The organism is Kiloniella majae, assembly GCF_002118315.1.
Lineage (GTDB): Bacteria > Pseudomonadota > Alphaproteobacteria > Kiloniellales > Kiloniellaceae > Kiloniella > Kiloniella majae.
On sequence record NZ_MTSZ01000003.1, the window covers coordinates 608,160 to 621,593 of the forward strand.

Annotated in this window: 12 protein-coding genes; 5 read left to right on the forward strand and 7 right to left on the reverse strand. The window is 43.3% G+C overall.

Going from position 1 to position 13,434, the window contains the following annotated elements; all coding sequences use genetic code 11:
- Positions 1-34: 34 nt before the first annotated feature.
- From BKB51_RS12385 to BKB51_RS12395, 3 genes are all read right to left on the reverse strand, one after another.
- Positions 35-1,321 carry an ABC transporter substrate-binding protein gene (locus BKB51_RS12385; protein ID WP_085901381.1) on the reverse strand — a complete coding sequence of 429 codons (1,287 nt, stop codon included), beginning with the start codon at positions 1,319-1,321 and terminating at the stop codon, positions 35-37.
- A gap of 93 nt (positions 1,322-1,414) precedes the next feature.
- Complete coding sequence (locus BKB51_RS12390; RefSeq protein WP_085901382.1) at positions 1,415-2,458, reverse strand: ABC transporter ATP-binding protein; 1,044 nt, start codon at positions 2,456-2,458, stop codon at positions 1,415-1,417.
- A gap of 205 nt (positions 2,459-2,663) precedes the next feature.
- Complete coding sequence (locus BKB51_RS12395; RefSeq protein ID WP_085901383.1) at positions 2,664-3,446, reverse strand: DeoR/GlpR family DNA-binding transcription regulator; 783 nt, start codon at positions 3,444-3,446, stop codon at positions 2,664-2,666.
- Between the two features lie 260 nt (positions 3,447-3,706).
- On the opposite strand from BKB51_RS12395, the gene BKB51_RS12400 reads away from it, so the two are divergent.
- Entirely contained in the window at positions 3,707-4,606 is a 900-nt protein-coding gene (locus BKB51_RS12400) for a LysR family transcriptional regulator (RefSeq protein ID WP_085901384.1), read from the forward strand.
- A gap of 59 nt (positions 4,607-4,665) precedes the next feature.
- Here the strand turns inward: BKB51_RS12400 and BKB51_RS12405 are convergent, their stop codons facing one another.
- Positions 4,666-5,274 (reverse strand): helix-turn-helix transcriptional regulator, encoded by a 609-nt coding sequence (locus BKB51_RS12405; protein ID WP_085901385.1) that lies wholly within the window; start codon positions 5,272-5,274, stop codon positions 4,666-4,668.
- A gap of 252 nt (positions 5,275-5,526) precedes the next feature.
- Positions 5,527-6,576, reverse strand: a complete 1,050-nt coding sequence (locus tag BKB51_RS12410; protein ID WP_158090220.1) for a porin — start codon at positions 6,574-6,576, stop codon at positions 5,527-5,529.
- 399 nt (positions 6,577-6,975) lie between these two features.
- On the opposite strand from BKB51_RS12410, the gene BKB51_RS12415 reads away from it, so the two are divergent.
- The 3 genes from BKB51_RS12415 (at position 6,976) to BKB51_RS12425 (ending at position 10,299) form a co-directional block, all read left to right on the forward strand.
- Complete coding sequence (locus tag BKB51_RS12415; protein WP_085901387.1) at positions 6,976-8,436, forward strand: NAD-dependent succinate-semialdehyde dehydrogenase; 1,461 nt, start codon at positions 6,976-6,978, stop codon at positions 8,434-8,436.
- 84 nt (positions 8,437-8,520) lie between these two features.
- Positions 8,521-9,117, forward strand: a complete 597-nt coding sequence (locus BKB51_RS12420) for a YceI family protein (protein WP_085901388.1) — start codon at positions 8,521-8,523, stop codon at positions 9,115-9,117.
- 180 nt (positions 9,118-9,297) lie between these two features.
- Entirely contained in the window at positions 9,298-10,299 is a 1,002-nt protein-coding gene (locus BKB51_RS12425) for an NADP-dependent oxidoreductase (RefSeq protein ID WP_085901389.1), read from the forward strand.
- A 20-nt stretch (positions 10,300-10,319) separates the two neighbouring features.
- On the opposite strand, the gene BKB51_RS12430 is transcribed toward BKB51_RS12425, so the two are convergent.
- On the reverse strand, positions 10,320-10,682 hold the full coding sequence (locus BKB51_RS12430; protein WP_085901390.1) for a hypothetical protein: 363 nt from the start codon (positions 10,680-10,682) through the stop codon (positions 10,320-10,322).
- A 260-nt stretch (positions 10,683-10,942) separates the two neighbouring features.
- Here BKB51_RS12430 and gor point away from each other — a divergent pair, with 260 nt between their 5' ends.
- Positions 10,943-12,319 (forward strand): glutathione-disulfide reductase, encoded by a 1,377-nt coding sequence (gene gor, locus BKB51_RS12435; protein WP_085901391.1) that lies wholly within the window; start codon positions 10,943-10,945, stop codon positions 12,317-12,319.
- Between the two features lie 100 nt (positions 12,320-12,419).
- Here the strand turns inward: gor and BKB51_RS12440 are convergent, their stop codons facing one another.
- A complete protein-coding gene (locus BKB51_RS12440) occupies positions 12,420-13,214 on the reverse strand; it encodes an aspartyl/asparaginyl beta-hydroxylase domain-containing protein (RefSeq protein ID WP_085901392.1) in 795 nt (264 codons plus the stop codon).
- Positions 13,215-13,434 lie beyond the last annotated feature (220 nt).

Here is a 13,434-nt window from a genome sequence, read left to right on the forward strand (position 1 = left end):
AATCATCATCTCCGGGGAAGGTGCAGTTTAGTATTTAACGATAGCGCTTCAGTAAGCGATCAGCTTGTTTTTGTGCGCCTTCCAGGGCTTCTTTTGGTGTTTTTGAACCTGTGAGGGCTGCTTGTATTGCATCATCAAGAAGTTTGCGAACACGGCCATTTTGGTAAGTGGAAAGCTCTGCTGTTGCGAATTCCAGCTGATCTCGTGCAACTGCTGCTGGTGGAAAATCAGCAACGTATTGCTTCATTTCTGTCGTAGCATAAGCCGCAGGTTTCGTACCGAGATAACCTGTTTTCATACTCCATTCAGCAGTCCGTTTTGGTTCTGTGAGAAAGCGGATAAGCTTCATCGTTGCTTTTCGTTCTTCTGCGGACGTTTTCTCAAAAATGTAGAAATTACCACCACCTGTTGGTGTGCCACGGCGTTTTTGAGCAGGCAGCATTGCAACGCCGAAATCAAACTTTGCGTTCTTTTTTACGACACTGAGGTTTCCTGTGGAATGCCACATCATAGCTGTCTTGCCCTCAAGGAAGTTTTGACGGAGTGTGCCCCATTCAATTGTTCCCTCTGGCATGATGCCGTGTTTTGTGCCCAGGTCTTTCCAGAATTCGAGTGCTTCGATTGTTGCCGGAGCATCAAAGTATGTTTCGTTACCGTCGCTATTCATCAGAACTTGATCGTTCTGCATGCTAAGCGCGCCAAACATCCAATAGGGGTAGCCTGTGGAGGGGATCATTGCGCCCCATTGACCATCTTTGGTCAGTTTTTTTCCTGCTGAAATTAAATCGTCCCAGGTCGCCGGAGGTGTTTCCGGATCGAGACCTGCTGCACGGAAAGCATCTTTGTTATAGTACATAACAATTGTAGAGCGTTGAAAGGGGATGCCCCATGTTTTTCCTTGAGTCTGACCGTTTTCCATAAGGGCTGGATAGAAACTGTTCAGCCACTCTTTTTCTTCTTTGGTCTCAACGACATCGTCAAATGCAACGATTGCACCTTGCTCAATGAGTTCATAGGTATCGATGGAAAACATCACTGATGTTTGTGCTGGCTCTCCACTTTTAAGAGCCGCGAGAGCTTTGATACGGGCATCGTTATAATTACCGGCATAGATGGCATTCACTGTAATATCCGGGTTCTCTTTTTCAAAATCTTCAACGAGCCCATCAACGATATTTGTTAACGGTCCACCCACAGCAACGGGGTAGTACATTGTAAGTTCAACGGCAGAAGCACCTGTAGCTATTCCTGTCGAAACTCCTAATCCCAAGGTCGTGGCGAGAGCCAAACTTCCGGCTTTCCTCTTTAGTGTCTTCAGCATGGTGTAGTCCTCTTGTGATTGAGGAAGACCGTACTTCCGGCTTCCTTTTTGGTCCCGCTACAGTGTGTAGAAGGGGGTGTGAAGATTTTAAATTTAGATAGGTAAAACCTCGATATTATCGTTGCGCTTACCTGTTGATTTATCAAAGACGTGCACGGATTTTACAGGCCATTGCAGTCGTGTAGATGTTGGTTTGGTAATCGTGACTTTTCCGGGGGTCCGCACAAGTATCTCCTGATCTTGGATCTTGGCGGTAACGACTGTATCGGCCCCTAGATAATCTGCTGAAATCAACTCTGCTTTAAGGCCATTTTCATTCGACAGGACAATATCTTCTGGTCTGATACCGATCAAAAAATTGTCTTGCTGATTTTGTGATATTTTCTTGTCTAAACCGCAGGCGACAGGATCGATAAGGTTCATTGGTGGTGTGCCAATAAAAGCTGCTGCAAAGGTTGTCGCAGGTTTGTTATAGAGTTCTTCCGGCGTGCCTTCTTGTTCGACTTTACCATCACACATCAAGATGACTTTATCCGCCATACTCATGGCTTCAGCTTGGTCATGCGTGACATAAATAACGGTCATGCCTAACCTTTGCTGAAGTGCGCGAATTTCGACGCGCATGATGTGACGAAGCTTTGCGTCTAAGTTTGATAGAGGTTCATCCATCAGGCAGATCGGATTTTCAGCGATAATTGCGCGCGCAAGAGCAACGCGCTGTCTTTGCCCTCCAGAAAGCTGTGCGGGCTTGCGATCCAGTAGTTGTTCAAGGCCAACCTGTTCAGCAACCTTTTTAAGACGTTCTTTCTGCAGTTGTTTAGGGGTGTTTCGTACCTTTAACCCAAAGAGAATATTTTCTTCGACATTCAAGTGAGGAAAAAGCGCGTAATTTTGAAACACCATAGAAAGGTTACGATCAGCAGGTGATGCAATCGTCGCATCTTCACCGCCAATGAAAAGGCTTCCTTTGCTGATTTCCTCTAAACCGGAGATCATTCGCAAGGAGGTAGATTTGCCACAGCCTGACGGTCCCAGCAGTACGGCAAAAGTACCTTGGTCAATGGAAAAGGAAACGTTGTTCACAGCCGTCGTTTCTCCCCAAATCTTGCTCACGCCCTGTAGTTCTATCGCTGACATTTCTCTCTTTTGCCTTTCAGGTTTCTGTTCCCTCATTGAGAGGCGTCAGCACCAAAATATGATGCCTGTATAGAATTGATTTATGTAACTATTGTGTACATAACATTACACGAATGTAAATAAACTTACATTCTAAGGTGAAGAAAACCAATTTTGCTCGTAATCCACTTGGCCTTAATGGGGCCTTGCTACTTAGGGGGGGTGGTTATTTTTGAGCAACAAAAAGCTTTGTTTTAGCCTTATCTAGTGCCTCTATGATTGGTTTTGGGGGGCGTATATCCGTGAAAATGCCGTCAACTTCTGCTGCATTGGCAAAGGGCATCATAGCGTCAGCGTTAAACTTTGTATGATCAGCAGCAGCAAATTTATGGCGAGAAATTTCCAGAGCTGCTCTGGAGGCTTGAGCATCTCGATAATCGTAGTCCAGAAGCTGTCCGTCGTTTGTGATCGTTCCAATTCCAAAGATACCGTATCCGACCCTGAAATTTTTTAAAAATTCTGTTGTGGTTTCGCCTGCAATGGCACGATCTTTATTACGAACTAACCCACCCGGTAAAATAATCTCGAAGTCAGTTTTTTCACAAAGTATTGAAACAACACCAATATGGTTTGTAAGAATTCTAAGGCCTTCGTGTCTTATGAGGGCTTCTGCGACGGCTTCCATTGTTGTGCCAATATCGATAAACAGGGATGATCCATTTGGTATCTGCTTGGCAATCTCTTTACCAATGGCTGCCTTTTCTTTGGCATTTCGGACCTTGCGATTTGGATAGGCCAAACCGTCGATCCCGGCAGGTAATCCAGCCCCTCCAAAATGGCGTTGGAGTAGATTTTTCTCGCTTAAATAAATAATGTCGCGGCGAATAGTCTGTTGTGAAACTCTGAATTTTTCGGCGAGCATTTCTAGGGATGCAAATCCCCGTTCCCGAACAAGATCAATTATTTGGTCCTGACGACTGTTAATACCTATGCGCTTTTGATCAATCACGGAAATTACCTGTAATGGGGAGGTTTTATGAATCGCAATATAATTATTTATGTTAATAATGTAAACTTTCTTACATTTTTGTGTTGGTAAGTTGAAATTCTAGCTTCTGTTGTTGGTGCTATTGGCTTAAGCACTATTGAAGCGTGTAACTAAATTCCTATATCAGCGACAGGTAATGAAGCTGAAGAGATTTCGTTGCTGATCCCCTTACTGTTTTTCTCATTCCATTTGAACATAATTATATCGAGTAATGTTGGGTTATGATTGATTTAAATAAGCTACGTACATTTACCGTTGTGGCAGATGAAGGTTCAATAACGAAGGCGGCGGAACGCCTTTATAGAACTCAGCCTGCGATAAGTGCTCAGCTGAAAGATGTTGAAGACGAAACAGAATTGGTTCTTTTTGAACGGAAAAATTCAAAAATCTATTTAACAAAAGAAGGAAAGTGCCTGTTCGAATATGCACGGGAACGTATCGATGAAATTGATGCTGTTGTAAATTGTTTACGCAATAATCGGCAAAATTTAGAGGGGACAATTCGTCTGGGGGTGCATTTTGAGTTAACTTCTTTTTTTATACCAGAGATTGTTCATAAATTTAAAGTGGAGCATCCTAGGGTTCGGCTCGAAATTTTTGAATTAGATCACGATGCTCTCGAAGCGGGATTGTTGGCAAATGATATTGATTTGGGTCTGGTCACTGCTCTTAAAAAAACAAGTTTCTTTGAAACACATCCCTTTTTCACCTTTCAACGGCATCTTGTCGCATCACATGAGTATTTGTCGAGAGTTTCACCTGAACTTCGATATGAAGATATTTTTGATCTAGAAATTATTGCAAGCTCTAATCTTCTTTCTGATTATAAATCCTGGCTTAAAATTAATCAGCAGAGCCAGCTTTTTAAGCAAGTCGAAAATATTACCAAACTTGTTACTGTAAAAGATGCCGAAGCCATGCGTAGTTTGATAAAAAAAGGGGCAGGTATAGGTTTTTATGATGATTTAGGGAAATCTCAAGAGCAGGATGTTGTTCGCGTCTTTCCAGAATCTAACCCAATAACAATTAATATCGAAGTGGCCCGCCGTAAAACTAGGACGCAAAATGTTCTTTTGGATGAATTTTATGATTTCCTTTCGAACAACTCATTAACCGTTTGAGCAAAATAAAATCAGTCCTCATGAATGGTTTGGTTTCGTGGTGTCTAGCCGCTGTGATATCAGGCTATGAACAAGTTCATGGCTTCCGTGCGGCTGTGTATGTTTAGTTTTTTATAAATGGATTTTAATTGCACCTTAACGGTGCCTTCTGATTTTTTTGTTATGTTTGCGATTTCTTTATTACTCATCCCTGTTTTGAGTAAAGTCAAAATTTGAATCTCTGTTGTTGTTAATTTTATATCCGAAAACAAGCCTTCATCAGAATGAAGTATTTCATTCTTTTGTGAAGTGTCCATTGAAAATGATTGTTGGATTAAATTGAATAGTCCGTCAATTGGCTTGTTTATGGAATAGATGGCTTCAACCTCAACGGTATTCAGAATATGAGATGGTCCTGTTTTTTCATCGGTTATAAGTATTATTTTTGCCGAAGAATTTTGCTTGATTGATGCTATTTTTAGTAAGCAATTTTTACTGAGTGTTGCTGAAATATATAAAATACAGTGAGGAAATTCCGTATAATTGTAAGGAAGATGAATGTCGTTGCCACGGTTAATGAAGACCTTACTGTCCGGGAAGGCCATTCCGACTTCATCTGCAATGAACTTCTTGATCATGTCGAGTTCACCAAGAATAAAGAAAGAGGTGAGATCGTTTGTTAAAGACATAAACGTAAACCTGTTTTTGCAAAAGAAGTTGTCAGAGACCAGATGAGTATCCCTTCTAAGGAGGTGAAGGTTATTTCTCGTATTCTGTATGTATGATTTATTTCTATTCTTCCAAATCAGAATTTCTTTTTGGTTTTGATAGTAATTTTTATGACTTTTCTAATTTTGCGTGGAGTAAAAAGAGGTCCGCAAATTGCAAACCTCTTTTCGATGTTCTGACCGATGCAGAATTTAGCCTGATTGATACAGAATTTAGAACGCAACAGAAATGCCTGTTTGGAAGTTGGTGAAGTCTTCAACACCTCCTTCATAGTCGCCGATTGTTGCACCTGCCCAGGTTGATAGTCCTGGAGCGATTTCGTATCCGACACCTGCGGAGTAGGCTATACTTTCATTTTCGATCCCGTTATCTTGATCAAATTCTGACCAAGCGGCCCCGACAGATAAGCTCCAGGCACCAATACCATATGACAGACCTGTATCAACGGTGTTGATTTCGCTTGTATCTTCTGTGTCTTCATGTAGCACTCCGACGGCTGCTTTGAAGCCGGCATAGCCAAGCATTACACCACCACCTACTGCATAATATGTGTCGTCTGAAGTTCCTTGGTTAGTGACTTCATGGGTCGCACCGATCAGAGCGGCATCAATGGTAAAATCATTAAAGGTACCAGAATAATTTAGGCCGGCATCCAAGTGATTGTTAAAGCTTGTTTCATCACCGCTCACAGTTTGCCCAGAGTCACTGTCAGGGGCAAAAGATAAACCCGCTTTAAAACCATTAAATGTTGGAGTGAAATATGTAATTTTAGAAGCGTCAGATGAATCACTGAAATCCGCAGCGGTACGACCTAAGTTGCCTTCATTTTCGAGTGCTGATAAGCCACCAGTGTAATTACCGAACATACCGTACTGGAACCCTACTGAAGAGCCTGAGACCATCATTCTGTCGCCGACCGAATCTTGGTCCCCAAGTTCGACACGTCCGAAGTCGCCTTCGACAAAGATATGGTTTTCGTCGGTGTTGTTTGTATTGTTTTGATCTGCTTCTAATTGAATATGAAGGCCATAGGTCAGGCCATTATCACTTGTTTGAGACGCATTTAAATGAATCTCGGAGTTGGTGTTGAAATCAAGGCCTTTATTGGTGTCTCCACCAGCTACGTCACCGTCAACGCCTGTTGATGAAACGTTAAAGTCAGTATAGGCTGACCACTTGATTTTTGTATCTGTTGCAGACGCAGATGCCGTAAAAGAAAAACCTGCTGCAAGTGCGGTACTCGCCAGGAAAATTTTTTTCATTTGTTTAGATCTCCATAGTAAAGCTGAACTTTGAGGAACATTACGCATTTTTCAAAATTGCTTACGAGATCTATCAATGATTTTTCTGTTTCAGCAATACCTCATCAGGGGTATTGAAATTCAAAAAATAATAATTATGCCTATAAATATGTGAATTTATTTTTAAGAAATCCTTTTGCTTTAATTCAAATGTTATCAATTAGTTATTGGTATTTTTAATTTACAAAATTTTTGTGTTTTAGAGTGGCGTTGGTCTGGGGGCAGTTTACCATTAATGTAAGACGCCGGGATAATTGGATCTTGAACTGAGGTCTATGCTTGTTTAGCGTTCAAGCTACTCAATTCTCGTGTTGTCCAATTGCTGACGCCGCCAACCTACACTTGTTTAGGATACCTACAATGTCTCTTTCTTTACGAGATAAGTCTCTTTTCCAGCAACAGGCTTTTATCGCGGGTAAGTGGGTTGATGCAAATTCTAACAGAACCGTTCCTGTATATGACCCAGCTACGGGAAATGAATTGGGGCAAATGCCTTGGATGGGGGCAGGGGAAACACGCAGAGCAATCGAGTGTGCGGAAGGGGCCCTTGCAAGCTGGAAGGCAAAAACAACAAAAGAACGTGCTTCCATTTTGAGGCGCTGGCACGAGCTGATGTTAGAGAACCAAGATGATCTGGCGCTGATCATGACGGCGGAACAGGGCAAACCGTTGGACGAAGCCAGAGGGGAAATCAAATCTTCCGCCGGGTATATTGAATGGTTTGCAGAAGAAGCTAAAAGGATTTATGGCGAAACAATTCCGGCAGGACGTCAGAATCAACAGCTTCTGACAATTCGACAGGCAATTGGCGTTGTTGCAGCGATTACACCGTGGAACTTCCCGGCGCAGATGATAGCGCGAAAGTGTGCGCCTGCCTTGGCTGCGGGATGTACTGTTGTTGTGAAGCCAGCACCACAAACTCCCTTCTCGGCTCTTGCTTTGGCTGTCTTGGCTCAGAGAGCTGGTCTGCCGGATGGTGTTTTTAATGTTGTGACGGGCAAGGCAGGAGAAATCGGGGATGAAATGACGTCCCACCATGCGGTTCGCAAGCTGTCATTTACGGGGTCAACCGTTGTCGGCAAGGTCCTGATGGAAAAGTGTGCTTTGACGGTAAAGCAGGTTTCCATGGAGCTTGGCGGAAATGCACCTTTTATTGTTTTTGACGATGCCAATCTTGATCTTGCGGTAAAGCACTTGATCGCAAGCAAGTTTCGCAATGCAGGACAAACCTGTGTGTGTGCCAATCGGATCATGATCCAAAAAGGTGTTTACGATGTTTTCGCCAAGAAACTGGCAAAGGCTGTAAAAGATATAAAGGTTGGCGCTGGTCAAGAAAAGGGCGTTGAGTTAGGGCCGCTAATTGATGACCGGGCTATTGATAAAGTTGATGGTCTGGTTCGTGATGCCTTGTCGAAAGGGGCCGAAGCTCTGGTTGGGGGGATGTCAATGGATCTTGGAGATCAGTTTTATGCGCCGACAGTGTTGACGGGCGTGACTGAAAATATGCAGGTTTTCCACAAAGAAATTTTTGGACCAATCGCGCCACTCTATTGTTTTGAGCATGAGGAGGAGGCCATTGAGTTGGCGAATGCGACGCGCTATGGCTTGGCGGCTTATTTCTTTTCCCGTGATGTTGGTCGGGTGTGGCGTGTATCCGAAGCTTTGGACTACGGTATGATCGGGGCCAATTCAGGGACGCTATCATCCGAAGCGACACCTTTTGGGGGAATTAAGGAGTCCGGGATTGGCCGTGAAGGGGGCCAATATGGCATTCAGGAATATTTAGAAATTAAGTATATTAACATGGGTTTAGAGAGCTGATTTTAAATAAAGTTTTTTACTCATGAATAAAAGTTGCTGTTGCGTGTTTTATAATTGGGACTAACAAAATTTAAGGTTTTTATTATGCTAAAATATACAATTAATTTTCTATTGGCATTCGCTTTGGTGGCTTTGCCTTTGAAGGCAATGGCCAATGGTTGGCAACTTGATAATGACAGTTCGCGATTAAGCTTTGGCTCTATCAAGAAAACATCTGTTGGGGAGAGCCATTATTTTCCTAATCTAAAAGGAAGTGTGAGCGCTGAAGGTAAGGCGCAAATCGAGATTGAGCTGAGTTCTGTGCAGACTGGTATCGATATTCGGGATGAGCGCTTAAAAGAACATGTCTTTAAAGTGGCTTCGTGGCCGCAAGCAACACTTACCATGGATGTTGATATTGCTTCTTTGGTCGCCCTGAAATCTGGCGAAATGATGATTTTGGAAGACGTAGATACTAACGTGTCAATTGCGGGTGCAACCAGTGAAATTACAAGCTCTATCGTTGTGACACGTCTTAGTCCGACACGGATTGTGGTTCAGCCAGATTTGATCGTGATGCTTGATGTAGAAGATTTCAATTTGGAAGTTGGGGTTGAAGTTTTACGCGAATTAGCGGATTTGAGTTCTGTTTCGACTGTGGTACCGGTTAACTATCGATTTGTATTCGAGCGTCTTAAGTAAATAGAAATATAATCTTATTGCCTTGTTTGTGGCCTGTTTCTGTTATTTGCAGTAACAGGCCATTTTTTTGTTTAATATCTGTGCTCTAAATTTATAGTGATGAAGTCAAATCTATCGGCTGTGTGCCCAAAAGGTATGCCCAAATAAAACTTCTTAAGGCTCAGAACTAAAGGCAATCAGATGAAAAATAGTAAACTTGTGTTGGCAACACGTCCAAGCCCTACAATTTCGGCTGATATCTTCCGATTGGAAGCAGAACAAGTTTCTCCTTTGTCTGATGGCCAGTTTCTGATCAAGAATCATTATCTTTCTGTTGATCCAGCAATGCGCGGGTGGGTGACGGATATGCCGAATTATATTCCGCCTGTCGAGATTGGCGCAGTCATGCGCAGCTTTGCCGTGGGGGAAGTGGTTGATAGCAAACACCCTGATTATACTGTTGGAGAGTTTGTTTACGGATTGTTTGGCTGGCAGGAATTTACAATAAGCGATGGCTCGGATATTGAGCGCAAGGTTAATCCTGAAGATGGCCCTCTTTCGATCAACCTTCATGTGCTGGGCATGACAGGTGCAACAGCCTGGTTTGGATTAACCGAAATTGGCGATCCCAAAAAGGGGGAGACTGTTGTTGTTTCAACCGCTGCAGGTGCTGTGGGATCTATGGTAGGGCAGATTGCCAAAGCAAGGGGCTGTCGCACTGTTGGTATTACGGGAAGTGATGAAAAAGCTACACGCTGTCTCAAGGAATTTGGATATGATGCCGTACTGAACTATAAAACGGCGACCGATTTGGCTGGCGATCTTGCCAATGCTTGCCCTGATGGTGTTGACGTCTATTTTGATAATGTCAGTGGTCCGATTACTGATACTGTCATGAATCTGTTTAATATTGGGGCACGGATGACTGTGTGTGGAGTGATAGGTATATCTCCTGATCATGTGGATGGCCCACGGGTATCACGCACCATGTTGGTGAAGCGCGCCAAGATGCAGGGTTTCCTGATCTTTGACCATATGCACCGTCTCTCCGAAGCTGTTTCTGGGCTTCTGCCTTTGTATAAAGCGGGTAAGTTAAGCTTTAGCGAAGAGGTATTTGAGGGACTGCTCTCTGCGCCTAAGGGGCTGGAAAGCCTGTTAGCCGGAACTAATCAAGGCAAGGTCATTGTAAAGCTAGAGGGGTAATATCTAAACCTATCGAACCCTTATTGTGTTGTGATCCGACCTTTATAAAGGGTCCCCTCTTTGGATATCCAGGTGATAAGGTTGTCTTGGGCTGTCATATCATAGCAAGTCCATCCAAAAGGTCCCCATTGCGAGCAGTACTGATTAGCTTGAACACTCCATTTTCCCTGTTCGGCTTTTTGGTCCTGCGCCTGGTAATGGGTTACTCCTGAGGCATGAAAGGTTTGCCAGAAAGCATTGTTTGCATCTTGACGATGAACAACTTTTTTGTCTGTGAGATACTGTCTGATTTCCTCGCCAGATAATTTTCTTTCCTCACTGTGTGCCAGTGCGGGAAAACAGAGGAGGGAGGCCATAATCAAAATGTAGCGATTGAATTTCATAAGCTGGGGGCCTTCGATAAAAGCTGGGGGTGTTGTAATTTGTTTATAACGGCTTAAAAAACTATTACCTTGTCACGATTTTGTGAATATTAAACTGCATAGAAAAAAACAGTGGTTTATGGGGTGAACAGGCGAATTTTTTACGCCTCTTGAAGTGATCGTTATTATTCGCTCTTTAAATTCGATACTTTTATTTCTATCTAGTCTGTCCTAAGTATTTAGTACCAATAATATAGCTTTATCTTTCAGGAGCCTGTGGCATGCCTACCTATCACGATGATGATGTTCAATATGATTACGATCTGTTTGTGATCGGTGGGGGATCTGGTGGTGTGCGTGGTGCACGAATGGCCGCAGCCACGGGCGCTAAAGTCGCATTGGCAGAAGAGTATCGCTATGGTGGAACATGCGTCATTCGCGGATGTGTGCCCAAGAAACTCTTTTCTTACGCAAGTCATTTCCACGAAGAGTTTGAAGATGCTGCAGGGTTTGGTTGGTCTGTTGGTGATAGTTCTTTTGACTGGAAAACGCTGATTACCAATAAAGACAAAGAGATTGATCGCCTTGAGGACATTTATAAAGGCATTTTAAAAAATGCAAATGTGACAAGGTATGACGGGCGTGCTGTTCTTGAAGATCGACATACCGTGCGTGTTGGCGATCAAACCTTTACTGCGAATAAGATCCTGTTGGCGCCTGGTGGGCACGTTGTTTTCCCCGAAGGAAAAGGCTGGGAACATGCTATAAGCTCTAATGAAGCGTTTCATCTGGATGAACTGCCCAAACGCGTGATCGTCTATGGAGGTGGTTATATCGCTGTCGAATTTGCCGGTATTTTCAATGGTCTGGGTTCCGACGTAACACAAGTTTATCGTGGCGACGCACTTTTACGTGGGTTTGACCGTGATGTTCGGGAATTCCTCGGCACTGAAATGGCGAAAAAGGGCATTGCGCTTGAGCTTAATCTGACGATTGAGAATATAGAGAAAACAGATGGTGGATTGGAAGTTACCTATTCTGATGGTCGTAAGGTCGAAGTAGACGCTGTTTTCGCGGCGACAGGGCGTAAGCCGAATGTCGAAGGACTTGGCCTTGAAAAGGCTGGCGTTGAACTGAACAGCAGAGATGCAATCAAGGTTGATGAATTCTCGCAGACAACGGCGAAGAATATCTATGCTGTTGGTGATGTGACCGATCGGATCAATCTGACACCCGTTGCCATTCAGGAAGCAATGGCTTTTGTTGATACTGCCTTTAAGGGCAAACCCCGCGCGATGGATCATCATAATGTTGCGACCGCTGTCTTTAGCCATCCGCCCGTTTGTACGGTTGGATTAAGCGAAGAACAGGCGCTGGATCGTTATAGTGATGTCGATGTCTATCAATCTTCTTTCCGTCCCATGAAGCACACTTTGTCCGGCCGTGATGAACGGGCTTTGATGAAGCTGATTGTCGAAAAACATGGCAAGAAAGTTGTCGGACTTCATATGGTGGGGGCTGATTCACCTGAAATTGTTCAGGGCTTTGCTGTTGCGATCAAAGCCGGGGCGACGAAGGATATGTTTGACGCAACTGTTGGCATACATCCAACCGCCGCGGAAGAGTTTGTTACAATGCGAGAACCTGTAAAAAAGTAAACTTAAAACTAAGCTGACATTTGGGTACATTTAAAAAGGCTGCACGATATTCGCGCAGCCTTTTATTATTGATTTTCTAAAGAGTTTTTCAGGACCTTACCTATTTAAGAAAAGTCCAGTTTTTGTAGAAAATACCATTAAAGTTAATAAAGACTGTCTGCATGATTTGCATGAAGACGTTTTGTAACCCTGTGAAGGCCGATGGCCGCAGAACGTCAACAAAGACACAATAACGTTCATGATCTTCTTCATTGATGGATTGATGCTGGATCGTATCATCAAAAATGAAAAGTGGTTCATCGTGCCAGTAGTGTTTTTTGCCATCTACTTCAATATAGATATTATCGCTTTTAATCGGTGTCAGGTTATAAAGAACACGTAACGTCAGGCGTAAGGGGCCAAAATGCAGTGACGTCGATTTCTTTTTATTAAAGACGGATACGCCGATGGTTTTGATGTAGGTAAATTCCTTGTTAAAGGCAGGAACGGCATCATTGGTGTTTTTGCCATACCATTTGTAAAACAACATACCACGGCTCTCACCACCAAGTTGGGCGCGAATGTCGCTGATAATTTCTTCTTTATTATCATCAAATTCTTTGAGGACGCTGGCGATCTCGGCGCGATGCCCTTCGGGAAAATCATCCAGTTTATATACATATCTGTTCCGATCAGAGATGAGGTCAAGAAACAGGTTGATCGGTGATAAGGCCCAAGTGAGCATGCCGTTACCCGTAAAATATTTCTTTGCCAGATCTGCTGTAACCTGATGGTGACGCCCGAGATCCAAAAGCCCCATGATGATAAAGGCAATGGTCAAGAGGGGGATAAAATAGAGGAGGATCGCCAGCGGAATAATTACTCGTAATAATCTGCTGATCTGTTTTTTACTCATTGAGTGACCCTTAGCTTCTGACCGCTAACTACTTGAGTATACTATCTCGGGTAGCTGTATTGGCGGTATGATTTTTAATCTAGCAAATGTTTCTTCTGGGTTTATAGCCTGTCGTCCGTACTGTTTCAAATGTCAGCAGCTATAAATGCGAATCGCTATCAATTAATCATGAATAGGCTTTGTCGCAAATGAAATTCTAGTGAAATTCGAATTATAAATG

Coding starts and splice junctions, on each gene's coding strand:
- BKB51_RS12440 (WP_085901392.1), bottom strand. CDS start 13,214: ATGAGTAAAAAACAGATCAGCAGATTATTACGAGTAATTATTCCGCTG.
- BKB51_RS12400 (WP_085901384.1), top strand. CDS start 3,707: ATGATTGATTTAAATAAGCTACGTACATTTACCGTTGTGGCAGATGAA.
- BKB51_RS12405 (WP_085901385.1), bottom strand. CDS start 5,274: ATGTCTTTAACAAACGATCTCACCTCTTTCTTTATTCTTGGTGAACTC.
- BKB51_RS12420 (WP_085901388.1), top strand. CDS start 8,521: ATGCTAAAATATACAATTAATTTTCTATTGGCATTCGCTTTGGTGGCT.
- BKB51_RS12410 (WP_158090220.1), bottom strand. CDS start 6,576: ATGAAAAAAATTTTCCTGGCGAGTACCGCACTTGCAGCAGGTTTTTCT.
- gor (WP_085901391.1), top strand. CDS start 10,943: ATGCCTACCTATCACGATGATGATGTTCAATATGATTACGATCTGTTT.
- BKB51_RS12390 (WP_085901382.1), bottom strand. CDS start 2,458: ATGTCAGCGATAGAACTACAGGGCGTGAGCAAGATTTGGGGAGAAACG.
- BKB51_RS12385 (WP_085901381.1), bottom strand. CDS start 1,321: ATGCTGAAGACACTAAAGAGGAAAGCCGGAAGTTTGGCTCTCGCCACG.
- BKB51_RS12430 (WP_085901390.1), bottom strand. CDS start 10,682: ATGAAATTCAATCGCTACATTTTGATTATGGCCTCCCTCCTCTGTTTT.
- BKB51_RS12415 (WP_085901387.1), top strand. CDS start 6,976: ATGTCTCTTTCTTTACGAGATAAGTCTCTTTTCCAGCAACAGGCTTTT.
- BKB51_RS12425 (WP_085901389.1), top strand. CDS start 9,298: ATGAAAAATAGTAAACTTGTGTTGGCAACACGTCCAAGCCCTACAATT.